The organism is Klebsiella sp. EMBS2024, from assembly GCF_036233805.1.
In the GTDB taxonomy this organism is placed as follows: Bacteria; Pseudomonadota; Gammaproteobacteria; order Enterobacterales; family Enterobacteriaceae; genus Klebsiella; species Klebsiella pneumoniae.
In genome coordinates, this window is record NZ_JAZARW010000001.1 from 4545068 (window position 1) to 4560440 (window position 15373).

The 15373-nt window shown below is 56.3% G+C and carries 11 protein-coding genes, 1 tRNA gene and 1 rRNA gene; 9 read left to right on the forward strand and 4 right to left on the reverse strand.

Going from position 1 to position 15373, the window contains the following annotated elements; translation table 11 throughout:
- Position 1: 1 nt before the first annotated feature.
- Both viaA and ravA read right to left on the reverse strand, forming a co-directional pair.
- The gene (gene viaA / locus VZP09_RS20820; RefSeq protein ID WP_002882517.1) at positions 2 to 1450 is read right to left on the reverse strand and encodes an ATPase RavA stimulator ViaA; all 1449 of its coding nucleotides are present in this window, start codon (positions 1448 to 1450) and stop codon (positions 2 to 4) included.
- Positions 1447 to 2946, reverse strand: coding sequence for an ATPase RavA (gene ravA, locus VZP09_RS20825; RefSeq protein WP_004151555.1), 1500 nt, complete (start codon positions 2944 to 2946; stop codon positions 1447 to 1449). The genes viaA and ravA overlap by 4 nt, the downstream gene beginning before the upstream one ends.
- 217 nt (positions 2947 to 3163) lie before the next feature.
- On the opposite strand from ravA, the gene kup reads away from it, so the two are divergent.
- The 7 genes from kup to rbsR all read left to right on the forward strand — a co-directional run bounded on the left by kup (position 3164) and on the right by rbsR (position 11071).
- Positions 3164 to 5032 (forward strand): low affinity potassium transporter Kup, encoded by a 1869-nt coding sequence (gene kup / locus VZP09_RS20830; protein ID WP_002882520.1) that lies wholly within the window; start codon positions 3164 to 3166, stop codon positions 5030 to 5032.
- Positions 5033 to 5217: 185 nt separating this feature from the next.
- Positions 5218 to 5637 carry a D-ribose pyranase gene (gene rbsD / locus VZP09_RS20835; RefSeq protein WP_002882527.1) on the forward strand — a complete coding sequence of 140 codons (420 nt, stop codon included), beginning with the start codon at positions 5218 to 5220 and terminating at the stop codon, positions 5635 to 5637.
- Between the two features lie 10 nt (positions 5638 to 5647).
- Positions 5648 to 7153 carry a ribose ABC transporter ATP-binding protein RbsA gene (rbsA, locus tag VZP09_RS20840; protein ID WP_002882529.1) on the forward strand — a complete coding sequence of 502 codons (1506 nt, stop codon included), beginning with the start codon at positions 5648 to 5650 and terminating at the stop codon, positions 7151 to 7153.
- Positions 7154 to 7158: 5 nt separating this feature from the next.
- Positions 7159 to 8124: a ribose ABC transporter permease gene (gene rbsC, locus VZP09_RS20845; protein WP_002882531.1), complete on the forward strand. Its 966-nt coding sequence runs from the start codon at positions 7159 to 7161 to the stop codon at positions 8122 to 8124.
- A 27-nt stretch (positions 8125 to 8151) separates the two neighbouring features.
- Complete coding sequence (rbsB, locus tag VZP09_RS20850; RefSeq protein WP_002882536.1) at positions 8152 to 9042, forward strand: ribose ABC transporter substrate-binding protein RbsB; 891 nt, start codon at positions 8152 to 8154, stop codon at positions 9040 to 9042.
- A gap of 100 nt (positions 9043 to 9142) precedes the next feature.
- Positions 9143 to 10075, forward strand: a complete 933-nt coding sequence (gene rbsK, locus VZP09_RS20855; protein WP_004173836.1) for a ribokinase — start codon at positions 9143 to 9145, stop codon at positions 10073 to 10075.
- A 3-nt stretch (positions 10076 to 10078) separates the two neighbouring features.
- Positions 10079 to 11071, forward strand: a complete 993-nt coding sequence (gene rbsR, locus VZP09_RS20860) for a ribose operon transcriptional repressor RbsR (RefSeq protein WP_016831327.1) — start codon at positions 10079 to 10081, stop codon at positions 11069 to 11071.
- Here the strand turns inward: rbsR and mdtD are convergent.
- Both mdtD and VZP09_RS20870 read right to left on the reverse strand, forming a co-directional pair.
- Positions 11068 to 12465, reverse strand: coding sequence for a multidrug transporter subunit MdtD (gene mdtD / locus VZP09_RS20865; protein ID WP_002882539.1), 1398 nt, complete (start codon positions 12463 to 12465; stop codon positions 11068 to 11070). The genes rbsR and mdtD overlap by 4 nt on opposite strands.
- 12 nt (positions 12466 to 12477) lie before the next feature.
- Positions 12478 to 13179 (reverse strand): FadR/GntR family transcriptional regulator, encoded by a 702-nt coding sequence (locus tag VZP09_RS20870; protein WP_002882540.1) that lies wholly within the window; start codon positions 13177 to 13179, stop codon positions 12478 to 12480.
- 476 nt (positions 13180 to 13655) lie between these two features.
- On the opposite strand from VZP09_RS20870, the gene VZP09_RS20875 reads away from it, so the two are divergent.
- Positions 13656 to 15195 (forward strand): 16S ribosomal RNA (locus tag VZP09_RS20875).
- A gap of 85 nt (positions 15196 to 15280) precedes the next feature.
- A tRNA-Glu gene (locus VZP09_RS20880) sits at positions 15281 to 15356 on the forward strand.
- The last annotated feature ends 17 nt before the right edge of the window (positions 15357 to 15373 follow it).

The window sequence follows — 15373 nt, forward strand, 5'->3', positions numbered from 1 at the left end:
ATTAGCGCCGCCAGCGTCGCAGCAGGCGGCTACGCAGCCCGGTGTCAAAGCGCCAGATATGATCGAAGATGCGCATGATGCCGGGTTTGCCGTGAACCGACATCGCCACCGCGTGAAAACGGTGCTGATGCTTACGCTGTAACTCCCCCACCTGAGCAATCACCTCATCCGGCAACCGTTGGGCAATAAAGTCGGAGATCACCACGGCATCCGCATCCACCCACTGCGGGTTTTGCAAACGTTCAATAATGGCGCGAAAACAGCTGGCCAGATCGGTGCCGCCGCGAAAACGCTGGCTCAGGAAACGGATCGCCTGCTCCAGTCCGCTCTCGCTGGTCAACTCGTAATGCACCACTTCGCTGGAGAACAGCATAATGAAGCAGCGACGGTTATCGGCCAGCGCGATGCGCATCAGGGCCAGACAAAAGGCCTTAGCGCACTGTTCGTTAAAACCGCCCATCGATCCTGACGTATCGACGCAGACAATGAACGGCCCGCGCGGTTGCTCATCAAAATCCTGCCGCGTTACCGGGCGTTCAGTAATTTTCTCGCGCCAGGCATCGCCGTGTAGCCGGTAGGTGAGCAGCTGTTTCTCCACCAGCTTGCGATAAAATTCAAACTCCAGCTCCGTGATGCCAAGCGTCGCCAGCTCCGGCGGCAGCAGGCGTAGAATGTCGTCGCTCTGCTGGAGGCCGTCGACCTGTTCAGGCACCGTTGCCGGCTCGCGTACCAGGCTGCGGAAGGTTTCCATCGGCGCATCTTTCTTCGGCACGGATTTCGCTTCCCTTGAACGCCCCAGCTGTTCCGCCAGCTGCAGCAGCTCCGGTTGCTGGTTAAGAAAATCGCCATAGCGCACGATCAGCTGGTAGTCGCCTCGTTTGAGTTCGCCGGCGCTCATATCCCACAGGCGTCCGGCGGCGGTATCATTTTCCGCCAGCACCGGATCGAGCTGACCGCTGAGCGTCATTCGTTCCTGGACCTCACTGAGCAACTGGTCGCGCTCCTCGTCCAGCAGCTGCTGGTTAAGGCTGGTGGCTTGCACCACCAGGCTCAGGCGCCAGCGCTGTAAAAACAGCGTATGCAGCGCCGGGGTAAAGGTGGCATTGTCATCCACCAGCTTCTGCGCCTGGGCGGCAAAAGGGGACTGGAGCTGGTGCAGTTTGCCGAGAATTTGCGGGAGCTGGACGATAAACTGCGAGGTAGAGAGCAGCTGAGCCTGCTGATAGGTTTGCACTTCGGCGTCCAGATCCGGCGGGATGTTAACTTCTTTTAAGCGGGCGCGAACGGCTTCCCGCCAGCGCGGAATATCCGCCGCGATGATGTTTTTCAGGCGGGGAAATTTTTCAAAGAACACCGCCAGCTGAGGAGAGGCCAACAGCGCCAGCAGCATCTCCTCGATCATTCCCTCTTCGCTGACTGCCAGCATGACATTCAGCATATCGAGCGTCATGGCTGCTTCGCCTGTTTAATCTGCGCGCCGACGTCCTGCAGGCTGGCTTCGATTCTTCCCAGCCATTCGACCGGGATAAACAGGCACTTTTGCTGCTCGCTGAAGCGGTTGTGTTGCTGGTGCCACTCATCATCCAGCGCTTCCAGCTGCTGGCGAATTTCCGCCGGCATATTCTCCTGCGCTGCGCTGCCGGGCAGCGCGAGGCGTGAGCCCTGCAGGCTTACATCGCGGACGACCAGATGCTGGCTGGTGTCGACATCCATATTGAGTAGTTGGGCAAAGCCGATCCCGTTGAGCTTACCGCGGATCTCGCCGCCCTTTTCCAGCCAGTTGGCTAACGCCTCGCGTTCAAAAGTAATGTGGATCACTTCCATATCGTGAAGTTTGAGCGGCTGCTGCAGCAGCAGCGTCAGGGTGGTCCCCTGGATCTCCGCCGGCAGTTCATAGTGCGGTTTGCGGCTAAACATCCCGCCAAGGCGGGTGACCTTCAGCGCCGTTTTGTCGCTTTGCTGTTGTTGGATCTGAATGCGTCGCTGCACAATCGCCCCCAACCGCGTCAGCATCGCCTGCTGTTGCCAGGCGTGACAGGTCATGAGCGTTTCCAGCTGCTGCGACATCAGGTTCATACTTTCGACATTGTGCCACAGACAATCTTTCAGCAGGATAAGGTCAATCGGCGCGATGCTGTCGCGGCCGCTGAAGAAGGCGCTGGCCTGCAGCAGGCGAATAGCCTTTTTCCAGCGGCGATCCGAGACGTAGGGGGCATTTGGCAGGGCGTCCAGCTGCTGGCGGAGCTGGAATATCAGCTCAAACACCGCGTCCGGCAGTTTAATATTGCCGATCTGCTGCTGCCATTGGGTAAATTCCTCGTCGCTCACCTGCAGCGCGCTGGGCACTGGATTGCTGTTTTCATCCTGCTGGCTGACCAGCATCGAACGGAAATTACCTTTATCCTGCACTTTATCAAGCCATAGACGGATCAGCATTCGGTCATACAGCGCTTCCAGGCTGCTGTCGGCTTCCGGGAGTTCGTTCGACGCGGCCACCAGCAGGCGCATTGGGATTTTCTCTTCATGCGCGCCATTGCGGAAGTGACGTTCGTTAATCGCCGTCAGTAAGGTGTTGAGGATAGCCGGACCTGCTTTCCATATTTCATCGAGAAACACGATTTCCGCTTCCGGCAGGTAGCCGGCGGTTAAACGTTCGTAACGGCCTTCATCTTTCAGCGCCTGAATGGACAGTGGCCCAAAAACCTCTTCCGGGGTGGAGAAGCGGGTCATCAGGTATTCAAAAGCGCGCGCCTGCTGGAAGGCGAATTTGAGGCGGCGGGCAATCAGGCTTTTGGCGATCCCCGGTGGACCAAGCAAAAAAACGCTCTCGCCGCTGAGCGCCGCCAGCAGGCAGAGGCGTATCGCGTGGCTGCGTTCAAAGAGTCCTTTTTCGAGTGCCGCGCTGAGCCGGGAAATTCTTTCAGCCAGTAAATGTGTTTGAGCCATAATTGAGTTGCGTGCTTTGTCATGTATCGTTATTGGGACGAGTATAGATGTTAGAGCCGGGGCGGTAATAGCCTGAAGAATCGATTTATTTTTTTTGAGCCAGGTTAATATGGTGTCTGTTAGGGGTACGATTTCACAAATAATCGTGCATACTGTGCGCTTTTTGTGGGCCAAGGGACTAGGCACACATTTGTTTTATAAACGAAAAGACTAGTCTATGAGCACTGATAATAAACAATCGTTGCCGGCGTTAACGCTGGCGGCCATCGGCGTGGTGTACGGCGATATCGGTACCAGTCCACTGTATACCCTGCGCGAATGCCTGTCAGGTCAGTTTGGCTTTGGCGTAGAGCGCGATGCCGTTTTTGGCTTTTTGTCGCTGATTTTCTGGCTGTTAATCTTTACCGTATCGATTAAATACATCACCTTCGTGATGCGGGCGGATAACGCCGGGGAAGGCGGGATCTTAACGCTGATGTCGCTGGCCGGACGTAATACTTCGGCCAGAATGACCTCCGTGCTGGTGATCCTCGGCCTTATCGGCGGCAGTTTCTTCTATGGCGAAGTGGTGATTACCCCGGCGATTTCGGTAATGTCGGCGATAGAGGGGTTAGAAATTATCGCCCCGCAGCTGGATACCTGGATTGTCCCTATCTCCATTATCGTGCTCACCCTGCTGTTTGTGATCCAGAAGCACGGGACTGGCATGGTCGGCAAGCTGTTTGCGCCGATTATGCTGATCTGGTTCCTGTTGCTGGCGGTGCTGGGCGCGCGAAGCATTTACGCTAATCCGGAAGTTCTGCAGGCGCTGAACCCCTACTGGGCTGTGCACTTCTTCCTGCAATACAAGACCGTTTCCTTTATTGCGCTTGGCGCGGTGGTGCTGTCGATTACCGGGGTGGAAGCGCTGTACGCCGATATGGGCCACTTCGGCAAACTGCCGATCCGCGTCGCCTGGTTCTCCGTCGTGCTGCCCTCGTTGGTGCTGAACTATTTTGGCCAGGGCGCGCTGCTGCTGAAGCACCCGGAAGCGATTAAAAACCCGTTCTTCCTGCTGGCGCCTGAGTGGGCGCTGATCCCGATGCTGATTATCGCCACGCTGGCGACGGTTATCGCCTCCCAGGCAGTGATTTCCGGGGTCTTCTCCCTGACCCGTCAGGCAGTGCGTCTGGGCTATCTGTCGCCGATGCGCATTATCCATACCTCGGAAATGGAGTCCGGGCAGATTTACATTCCGTTCATTAACTGGCTGCTGTACGTTTCTGTGGTCATCGTTATCGTCAGCTTTGAGCATTCGTCTAACCTGGCGGCGGCGTATGGTATCGCCGTAACGGGCACCATGGTGCTGACCTCCATTCTGTCGGCGACCGTGGCGCGCAAAAACTGGCACTGGAACAAGCTGTTTGTCGGTCTGATGCTGGTGGCCTTCCTGTGCATTGATATTCCGCTGTTCTCGGCGAACCTCGATAAGATTGTCTCCGGCGGCTGGCTACCGTTGTCCCTGGGGATGGTGATGTTTACGGTGATGACGACCTGGAAGAGCGAGCGTTTCCGCCTGCTGCGCCGGATGCACGAGCATGGCAACTCGCTGGAAGCGATGATCTCTTCGCTGGAGAAGTCACCGCCAGTGCGTGTGCCGGGTACTGCGGTGTATATGTCCCGCGCCCTGAACGTGATCCCGTTTGCCCTGCTGCATAACCTGAAGCACAACAAGGTGCTGCATGAGCGAGTGATCCTCCTGACCCTGCGTACCGAAGATGCGCCTTACGTGCATAACGTTCGCCGGGTGCAGATTGAGCAGCTGTCACCGTCCTTCTGGCGGGTGGTGGCCAGCTACGGCTGGCGGGAAACGCCTAACGTTGAAGAGGTGTTCCACCGCTGTGGCCTGGAAGGACTCAGCTGCCGGATGATGGAGACCTCGTTCTTTATGTCGCATGAGTCGCTGATTATCGGCAAACGGCCATGGTATCTTCGCCTGCGCGGCAAGCTTTATCTGCTGCTGCAGCGTAACGCCCTGCGGGCGCCGGATCAGTTTGAGATCCCGCCAAACCGGGTTATCGAGCTCGGTACCCAGGTCGAAATCTGATGTCAAAAAAGCCCTTCCATTGCGAAGGGCTTTTTGTTTCTCACTCCGGTTGTTATGTCCTGTCGCTGCCTCGCGAAACGTTTCGATGGCGATCACATTTCTCTCTTCTGGTGNTGGTTTTCTGCTCACACATTGATAATAATTATTTTAGCGAAACGTTTCGCTAGTGGAGCAAAAGAGAAAAAATGAAAAAAGGCACCGTACTTAACGCTGATATTTCCGCGGTCATTTCCCGCCTGGGCCACACCGATACGCTGGTGGTCTGCGATGCCGGATTACCGGTTCCCCGCAGCAGCACGCGCATTGATATGGCGCTGACTCAGGGCGTACCTTCATTTATGCAGGTGCTGGAAGTGGTGACGACGGAAATGCAGGTTGAAGCGGCTGTCATCGCGGAAGAGATTAAAACCCATAATCCGCAGCTCCACGCGACGTTGCTCACTCACCTCGAGCAGCTGCAGCAGCACCAGGGAAATACCATTGAAATTCGTTACACCAGCCATGAGCAGTTCAAAAAACAAACCGCAGACAGTCAGGCGGTAATTCGCAGCGGGGAGTGTTCCCCGTTTGCGAATATCATTCTCTGTGCCGGCGTCACGTTCTGAGGTCGCCGTCATGGAAGCCTTATTGCAACTGAAAGGGATCGACAAAGCGTTCCCTGGCGTCAAGGCGCTCTCCGGCGCGGCGCTGAATGTCTATGCCGGCCGGGTGATGGCGCTGGTAGGGGAAAATGGCGCCGGCAAGTCCACTATGATGAAGGTGTTGACCGGGATCTACACCCGTGATGCCGGCTCTTTGCTGTGGTTAGGCAAAGAGACGACCTTTAACGGCCCAAAATCCTCCCAGGAAGCCGGGATCGGCATTATCCATCAGGAACTGAACCTGATCCCTCAGTTGACGATCGCCGAGAACATCTTCCTTGGCCGCGAGTTCGTTAACCGTTTTGGCAAAATCGACTGGAAGCAGATGTATGCCGAAGCCGACAAGCTGTTGGCAAAGCTGAATCTCCGCTTTACCAGCCAGAAACTGGTGGGCGATCTATCGATTGGCGATCAGCAAATGGTGGAGATCGCCAAAGTGCTGAGCTTCGAATCGAAAGTCATCATTATGGATGAACCGACCGATGCGCTGACCGATACCGAAACCGAATCGCTGTTCCGCGTCATCCGCGAACTGAAGTCGCAGGGGCGCGGTATCGTCTATATCTCCCACCGTATGAAAGAGATCTTCGAGATTTGCGACGACGTGACGGTCTTTCGTGACGGGCAGTTTATCGCCGAGCGCGAGGTCTCGTCGCTGGATGAGGACCGACTTATCGAGATGATGGTCGGCCGTAAGCTGGAAGACCAATATCCACACCTCGATAAGGCGCCCGGCGCGGTGCGCCTGAAGGTCGACAACCTCTGCGGCCCGGGGGTGGATAACGTGACCTTTACCCTGCGCCAGGGGGAGATCCTCGGCGTTGCCGGGCTGATGGGCGCCGGGCGGACCGAACTGATGAAAGTGCTGTACGGCGCGTTGCCGCGCAGCAGCGGTTCCGTGACGCTCGATGGCCGCGAAGTGGTGACCCGTTCGCCGCAGGATGGTCTGGCGAACGGCATTGTCTATATCTCCGAAGACCGTAAGCGCGATGGTCTGGTTCTCGGGATGTCGGTAAAAGAAAACATGTCCCTGACGGCGCTGCGCTATTTCAGCCGGGCGGGCGGTAGTCTTAAGCATAAAGATGAACAGCAGGCGGTGAGTGATTTCATCCGCCTGTTTAACGTGAAAACGCCGTCCATGGAGCAGGCGATCGGCCTGCTCTCCGGCGGCAACCAGCAAAAGGTCGCCATCGCCCGCGGGCTGATGACCCGGCCGAAGGTGCTGATCCTCGATGAACCGACCCGCGGCGTCGACGTCGGGGCGAAGAAAGAGATCTACCAGCTCATCAACCAGTTCAAAGCCGACGGCCTGAGCATCATTCTGGTCTCCTCCGAGATGCCGGAAGTGTTGGGCATGAGCGATCGCATCATAGTGATGCATGAAGGGCATCTCGGCGGTGAATTCACACGCGAGCAGGCCACCCAGGAAGTATTGATGGCTGCCGCTGTGGGCAAGCTTAACCGTGTGAATCAGGAGTAAGAAAGATGACAACCCAGGCTGTTTCTGGTCGCCGCTATTTCACAAAAGCGTGGCTGATGGAGCAAAAATCGCTGATTGCCCTGCTGGTGCTGATCGCGGTGGTATCGACCATGAGCCCCAACTTTTTTACCGTCAATAACCTGTTCAATATTCTGCAGCAAACCTCCGTTAACGCCATTATGGCGGTAGGGATGACGCTGGTCATACTGACCTCGGGGATCGATCTGTCCGTCGGCTCCCTGCTGGCGCTCACCGGTGCGGTGGCAGCGTCGATCGTTGGCATTGAGGTTAATGCGCTGGTGGCGGTCGCGGCTGCCCTCGCATTAGGTGCGGCGATCGGCGCAGTCACCGGGGTGATTGTAGCGAGAGGCCGCGTGCAGGCCTTCATCGCCACCCTGGTGATGATGCTGCTGCTGCGCGGCGTAACCATGGTGTACACCAACGGCAGCCCGATCAATACCGGCTTTAGCGATAATGCCGATCTGTTTGGCTGGTTTGGCATCGGGCGTCCGCTGGGGATCCCGACGCCGGTATGGATCATGGCGATTGTCTTCCTGGCGGCCTGGTACATGCTGCACCATACTCGCCTGGGCCGTTATATTTATGCCCTGGGCGGTAATGAAGCGGCGACGCGTCTGTCCGGGATTAGCGTCAATAAAGTTAAAATTATCGTTTACGCCTTGTGCGGAATGCTGGCTTCGCTGGCCGGGATCATCGAAGTGGCGCGTCTCTCCTCCGCGCAGCCGACGGCGGGGACGGGCTATGAGCTGGACGCCATTGCGGCGGTGGTGCTCGGCGGCACCAGCCTCGCTGGTGGCAAAGGACGCATTGTCGGCACGCTGATTGGTGCGCTGATCCTTGGCTTCCTGAATAATGGTCTTAATCTTTTAGGCGTTTCTTCCTATTACCAGATGATCGTTAAAGCGGTGGTGATTTTGCTGGCGGTACTGGTAGATAACAAAAAGCAGTAACTGAGAACTCTACAGGACATCTTAACTATGAATATGAAAAAACTGGCGACCCTGGTCTCTGCTGTTGCGCTAAGTGCGACCGTTAGCGCGAACGCGATGGCCAAAGACACCATCGCTCTGGTTATCTCTACCCTCAACAACCCGTTCTTCGTGTCGCTGAAAGACGGCGCGCAAAAAGAAGCTGACAAGCTGGGCTACAACCTGGTGGTGCTGGATTCCCAGAACAACCCGGCGAAAGAGCTGGCGAACGTCCAGGATTTAACGGTGCGCGGCACCAAGCTGCTGCTGATCAACCCCACCGACTCTGATGCCGTTGGCAACGCCGTGAAGATGGCGAACCAGGCGAAAATCCCGGTCATCACTCTCGACCGTCAGGCGACAAAAGGCGATGTTGTGAGCCATATCGCCTCTGACAACGTGCAGGGTGGGAAAATGGCTGGCGATTACATCGCGAAAAAAGTGGGTGAAAGTGCAAAAGTCATTGAGCTGCAGGGCATTGCCGGAACTTCTGCGGCGCGCGAGCGTGGCGAAGGCTTTAAACAGGCCGTGGCGGCGCACAAATTCAACGTCCTGGCCAGCCAGCCGGCCGATTTCGACCGCACCAAAGGCCTGAACGTGATGCAGAACCTGCTGACCGCACATCCTGACGTCCAGGCAGTGTTCGCGCAAAATGATGAAATGGCGCTGGGCGCCCTGCGCGCGCTGCAGACTGCAGGCAAGTCCGATGTGATGGTGGTTGGATTTGACGGCACTCCGGATGGCGAAAAAGCAGTAAACAGTGGCAAACTGGCGGCGACCGTCGCACAGTTGCCGGAGCAGATCGGCGCGAAAGGCGTTGAGACTGCTGATAAGGTACTGAAGGGCGAAAAAGTGGAAGCTAACTACCCGGTTGAGCTGAAGCTGGTCGTTAAGCAGTAATATGCGATTCGGACTGGCAACGGTCCGAGGGACAATATAAAAAAAGAAAAGCAGGGCATGCGCCACCGGATCCCGGTGGCGCGCTTTCCCGGGAACAGAAATGATGAAAACTGCAGGCAAACTTGTCGTCCTTGGCAGTATCAATGCCGATCACATTCTTAACCTTGACGCTTTCCCGACGCCGGGCGAAACCGTCACCGGCCACCATTATCAGGTGGCGTTCGGTGGAAAAGGGGCCAACCAGGCGGTGGCCGCCGGGCGCAGCGGAGCGGATATCGCGTTTATCGCCTGCACCGGCGATGACGATATCGGTGAACGCATCCGTCGTCAGCTGGCGAGCGATAAAATCGACGTGGCGCCCGTGCGCGCGGTTGCCGGGGAAGCGACCGGGGTGGCATTAATTTTCGTTAACGCCGAAGGTGAGAATGTCATCGGTATTCATGCCGGCGCCAATGCGGCGCTTTCCGTCTCCCAGGTTGAGGCGGAAAAAGAGCGTATCGCCAGCGCACAGGCGTTGTTGATGCAGCTGGAGTCGCCGCTGGAGAGCGTCATAGCGGCGGCGAAAATCGCCCATCACCATCACACCACCGTGGTGCTGAACCCCGCGCCAGCGCGTGAGCTACCGGATGAACTGCTGGCGCTGGTGGATATTATTACCCCTAACGAAACCGAAGCGGAAAAGCTGACCGGTATTCGCGTTGAGAGTGACGAAGATGCGGCAAAAGCCGCCAACGTGCTGCATGCCAAAGGCATTGGTACGGTGATGATCACCCTCGGCAGCCGCGGCGTCTGGCTCAGTGCCGAAGGCGAAAGCCGCCGGATCCCAGGGTTTCGCGTACAGGCCATTGATACTATCGCGGCCGGTGATACCTTTAACGGCGCGCTGGTGACCGCGCTGCTGGAAGGGACCGCCCTGCCGGAGGCGATTCGCTTTGCGCATGCCGCAGCGGCGATCGCCGTAACCCGCAAAGGCGCTCAGCCGTCCGTGCCGTGGCGCACAGAGATCGATGAATTTTTAGCGCAACAGGGGTAATGCTTGGCTACGATGAAAGATGTGGCCCGCATCGCGGGCGTTTCCACATCGACGGTGTCACACGTCATCAATAAGGACCGCTTTGTCAGCGAGGCGATTACCGCCAAAGTTGACGCTGCGATCAAAAGCCTCAACTACGCCCCCTCTGCGCTGGCGCGTAGCCTCAAGCTCAATCAAACCCGTACCATCGGCATGCTGATCACCGCCAGTACCAATCCGTTTTATTCGGAGCTGGTGCGGGGCGTGGAGCGTAGCTGCTTTGAGCGGGGTTATAGCCTCGTGCTCTGCAATACCGAAGGTGATGAGCAGCGAATGAATCGTAATCTGGAGACGCTAATGCAAAAACGCGTCGATGGATTACTCCTGCTGTGCACGGAGACCCATCAGCCCTCCCCGGAAATCATGCAGCGCTATCCGTCGGTACCGACGGTTATGATGGACTGGGCCCCCTTTGATGGCGATAGCGATCTGATTCAGGATAACTCGCTGCTCGGCGGCGATATGGCGACCCAGTATCTGATTGACCAGGGGCATTTACGCATTGCCTGTATTGCCGGCCCGCTGGATAAAACCCCGGCGCGCCTGCGTCTTGAAGGCTATCATGCCGCGATGGCGCGCTGCGGCCTGCCGGTTGCCGAAGGATATGTGGTGACCAGTGATTTTGAGTTTGGCGGCGGGTTTAGCGCGATGCAGCAGCTGCTGGCGTTGCCGCAGCGTCCGCAGGCGGTGTTTGTCGGTAACGATGCGATGGCGGTTGGCGCTTATCAGGCGTTATACCAGGCCGGGCTGCAGATTCCGCAGGATATGGCGCTGGTGGGCTACGATGATATTGAGCTGGCACGTTATATGACGCCGCCATTGACCACCATTCACCAGCCAAAGGATGAGCTGGGGGAACTGGCCATCGACGTACTGATCCATCGCATGGCCGATCCGCAGCAAAAACAGCAGCGCGTTCAGTTAACGCCGGAGCTGGTGGTGCGCGGTTCCGCTTAGCGTTTATGCCGCTCGCTAATCAGGTTGCGGCCATCCTTCGCTCTTAACAGCATAAACATCAGCGCCGATATAATGGTTATCACGCCCATGGTTATAAAGGTGTAGTGAAACTGCTGTACCGTGCTTGCATTATCAAAACCTTCATAGAAGCGTAGCACCGCAGCGCTGATGGCCACCCCGAGACTAATTGAAAGCTGCTGGGTGACGGCCAGCAGGCTGTTGCCGCTGCTGGCATTATCATCGGTCAGATCGGCCAGGGTAATGGTATTCATGGCGGTAAACTGCGTGGACATCGCCATCCCCAGCACGAACAGCGGCAGAAGAAGCATCCACAGCGGCATCTCTGGCGACTGCAGCGAGAACTGGGCGATCATAAGGCCAATAAACACGGTGATCCCCACCAGGGTCTTACGATAGCCAAACCAGCGCAGCACCTGGGTAACGGTGGATTTCGCAATAATCGAGCCGATAGCGGTGGGGGCGATCATACAGCCGGCGATAATGGCCGGATAGCCGAAACCAACCTGCAGCATCAGCGGCATCAGAAACGGTACGCAGCCGGTACCCAACCGCGTGGCGAGGTTGCCGGCAATGCCGACCGAGAACGTATGGGTCTTAAATAAAGAGAGCGAGATAAGCGGCGTCGGATGGCGACGCGCGTGACGCACATAGGCCACGAGCAGTAACAGACTGACGGCAATCACGGCCAGCGCCTGCCATGTCGCCACGATTTTTTCCCCAAACAGTTCAATACCGCTGGAAAATAACACCAGACTTAAGCCAAATAACAGAAAACCGCCTATATCGAAGCGTCGGCGCGGCGTTGTGAAATTTGGCATGTATTTACGGGCGTACAGAATGCCAATTACGCCGATCGGAATGTTTATCAGGAAAATCCAATGCCAGCTGGCCCAGGTCACAAATACCCCGCCGAGTACCGGGCCCAGAATCGGCCCCACCAATCCCGGCATGGTGACAAAGTTCAGGACCGGCAACAGTTCGCTGCGGGGGTAGGCACGCAGCAGGGCCAGCCTCGCTACCGGCATCATCATCGCCCCACCGATCCCCTGAATTACGCGAAAAATAACCAGTTCCGTTAAGGAACTGGAGAGGGCGCAGGCGAGGGAACCGAGGGTGAACAGGCTAACGGCGATGATAAAGACCCGGCGCGTGCCGAAGCGATCTGCCAGCCAGCCGCTGACCGGGATCAGCATCGCCACCGTCAGCGTATAGCTGATAATGGCCGACTGCATCGCTAAGGGAGAACGATTAAGACTGTGGGCGATAGCCGGGAGGGCGGTGTTAAGAATGGTGGCATCCAGCGCCTGCATAAAGAAGGCCATCGCCGCGATCCACGGCAGGCCAGCCATGCTGCGCCCTTTTTTTCCGCTCATGCCAAATCCTTGTTATTGATTTACGTGGTGTGGGGCGTTCAACAATGCCTGGCAGGCGAGCAATGCCCCCGGCGCATCACTGTTAAGAATGGCATCGACAATCGCCTGGTGGAGATCGAGCTTCACCACTTCATTTTGCGTAATCGACGTGAAGTAGGTGTGGTAGACCGAATGAAACAGCGAGGCGAAAGAGCTGAGGAAAGGATTACCGCTCATTTCATAGATATGTTCATGCCAGGCCATATCGACTTCTATCCAGCGTTCGCGCTGAAAATGGCGTTTCAGAGCAATCATCTCTTCCATTAATGTATTGAGCTGCGCTTTTTGCCCGGCGGTGCCGTTGGCGGCGGCGAGAAAGCAGGCCTGTGGCTCCAGGCTGCTGCGCATGACGAGAAAGTGGCTTACCACCTCTTCGAAGTTATCTTCTGTTAGCCACCAGGAGAGCAGTTCCTTATCAAGGAAATTCCAGCTGCTGCGCGGCATCACCCGGGTGCCAATGCGAGGGCGGGGCAGCAGCATGCCTTTTGCAGTAAGCGTCTTCACCGCTTCGCGGACGGCGGTACGGCTTACGCCGAACTGCTCCCCCAACTCCATTTCGCCGGGAAGAATGCTTTCCGGCTGATATTCGCCAGTCAGTATTTTTTGGGCGAGCTTTTCGGCCAGTACCCAGGAGATGTTCTTTTGTGCCGCCAGTTGCTGTGCGCTTAAAGACATAAATGCCGTTCCTTTCTTTCCTCTACTCTAACAGTATGCCACCAGGCGCCCCGTTTCGTCGGTTAAAACGGCAAAACGGCGGTTTTTTGCGACATTCCTCGCCGCATTGTTGAAAAAAGAGACGGTTGAAAACTTTTTTTGCATTTCCCCTTGTCACCTCAGAATTACTCCCTATAATGCGCCTCCACTGACACGGAACAACGGCAAACAAGCCGCCGGGTCAGCGGGGTTCCGGTGAGAACCTCGCAGAGAAAAGCAAAAATAAATGCTTGACTCTGCAGCGGGAAAGCGTAATATGCACACCCCGCGCCGCAGCGAAAACGAAGCGGCACTGCTCTTTAACAATTTATCAGACAATCTGTGTGGGCACTCAAAGTGACATGGATTCTTAACGTCCTCGGACGAAAAATGAATACCAAGTCTCAAGAGTGAACACGTAATTCATTACGAAGTTTAATTCTTTGAGCATCAAACTTAAATTGAAGAGTTTGATCATGGCTCAGATTGAACGCTGGCGGCAGGCCTAACACATGCAAGTCGAGCGGTAGCACAGAGAGCTTGCTCTCGGGTGACGAGCGGCGGACGGGTGAGTAATGTCTGGGAAACTGCCTGATGGAGGGGGATAACTACTGGAAACGGTAGCTAATACCGCATAACGTCGCAAGACCAAAGTGGGGGACCTTCGGGCCTCATGCCATCAGATGTGCCCAGATGGGATTAGCTAGTAGGTGGGGTAACGGCTCACCTAGGCGACGATCCCTAGCTGGTCTGAGAGGATGACCAGCCACACTGGAACTGAGACACGGTCCAGACTCCTACGGGAGGCAGCAGTGGGGAATATTGCACAATGGGCGCAAGCCTGATGCAGCCATGCCGCGTGTGTGAAGAAGGCCTTCGGGTTGTAAAGCACTTTCAGCGGGGAGGAAGGCGGTAAGGTTAATAACCTCATCGATTGACGTTACCCGCAGAAGAAGCACCGGCTAACTCCGTGCCAGCAGCCGCGGTAATACGGAGGGTGCAAGCGTTAATCGGAATTACTGGGCGTAAAGCGCACGCAGGCGGTCTGTCAAGTCGGATGTGAAATCCCCGGGCTCAACCTGGGAACTGCATTCGAAACTGGCAGGCTAGAGTCTTGTAGAGGGGGGTAGAATTCCAGGTGTAGCGGTGAAATGCGTAGAGATCTGGAGGAATACCGGTGGCGAAGGCGGCCCCCTGGACAAAGACTGACGCTCAGGTGCGAAAGCGTGGGGAGCAAACAGGATTAGATACCCTGGTAGTCCACGCCGTAAACGATGTCGATTTGGAGGTTGTGCCCTTGAGGCGTGGCTTCCGGAGCTAACGCGTTAAATCGACCGCCTGGGGAGTACGGCCGCAAGGTTAAAACTCAAATGAATTGACGGGGGCCCGCACAAGCGGTGGAGCATGTGGTTTAATTCGATGCAACGCGAAGAACCTTACCTGGTCTTGACATCCACAGAACTTTCCAGAGATGGATTGGTGCCTTCGGGAACTGTGAGACAGGTGCTGCATGGCTGTCGTCAGCTCGTGTTGTGAAATGTTGGGTTAAGTCCCGCAACGAGCGCAACCCTTATCCTTTGTTGCCAGCGGTTAGGCCGGGAACTCAAAGGAGACTGCCAGTGATAAACTGGAGGAAGGTGGGGATGACGTCAAGTCATCATGGCCCTTACGACCAGGGCTACACACGTGCTACAATGGCATATACAAAGAGAAGCGACCTCGCGAGAGCAAGCGGACCTCATAAAGTATGTCGTAGTCCGGATTGGAGTCTGCAACTCGACTCCATGAAGTCGGAATCGCTAGTAATCGTAGATCAGAATGCTACGGTGAATACGTTCCCGGGCCTTGTACACACCGCCCGTCACACCATGGGAGTGGGTTGCAAAAGAAGTAGGTAGCTTAACCTTCGGGAGGGCGCTTACCACTTTGTGATTCATGACTGGGGTGAAGTCGTAACAAGGTAACCGTAGGGGAACCTGCGGTTGGATCACCTCCTTACCTTAAAGAACCTGCCTTTGTAGTGCTCACACAGATTGTCTGATGAACGTAAAGAAGCAAGGCGTCTTGCGATTGAGACTTCAGTGTCCCCTTCGTCTAGAGGCCCAGGACACCGCCCTTTCACGGCGGTAACAGGGGTTCGAATCCCCTAGGGGACGCCACTTGCTGGTTCGTGAGT

Excerpts from the sequence above, each read along its gene's own strand:
- rbsD (WP_002882527.1), top strand. The coding sequence starts at position 5,218 with ATGAAAAAAGGCACCGTACTTAACGCTGATATTTCCGCGGTCATTTCC.
- rbsK (WP_004173836.1), top strand. The coding sequence starts at position 9,143 with ATGATGAAAACTGCAGGCAAACTTGTCGTCCTTGGCAGTATCAATGCC.
- mdtD (WP_002882539.1), bottom strand. The coding sequence starts at position 12,465 with ATGAGCGGAAAAAAAGGGCGCAGCATGGCTGGCCTGCCGTGGATCGCG.
- ravA (WP_004151555.1), bottom strand. The coding sequence starts at position 2,946 with ATGGCTCAAACACATTTACTGGCTGAAAGAATTTCCCGGCTCAGCGCG.
- VZP09_RS20870 (WP_002882540.1), bottom strand. The coding sequence starts at position 13,179 with ATGTCTTTAAGCGCACAGCAACTGGCGGCACAAAAGAACATCTCCTGG.
- rbsC (WP_002882531.1), top strand. The coding sequence starts at position 7,159 with ATGACAACCCAGGCTGTTTCTGGTCGCCGCTATTTCACAAAAGCGTGG.
- rbsA (WP_002882529.1), top strand. The coding sequence starts at position 5,648 with ATGGAAGCCTTATTGCAACTGAAAGGGATCGACAAAGCGTTCCCTGGC.
- rbsB (WP_002882536.1), top strand. The coding sequence starts at position 8,152 with ATGAATATGAAAAAACTGGCGACCCTGGTCTCTGCTGTTGCGCTAAGT.
- kup (WP_002882520.1), top strand. The coding sequence starts at position 3,164 with ATGAGCACTGATAATAAACAATCGTTGCCGGCGTTAACGCTGGCGGCC.
- viaA (WP_002882517.1), bottom strand. The coding sequence starts at position 1,450 with ATGACGCTCGATATGCTGAATGTCATGCTGGCAGTCAGCGAAGAGGGA.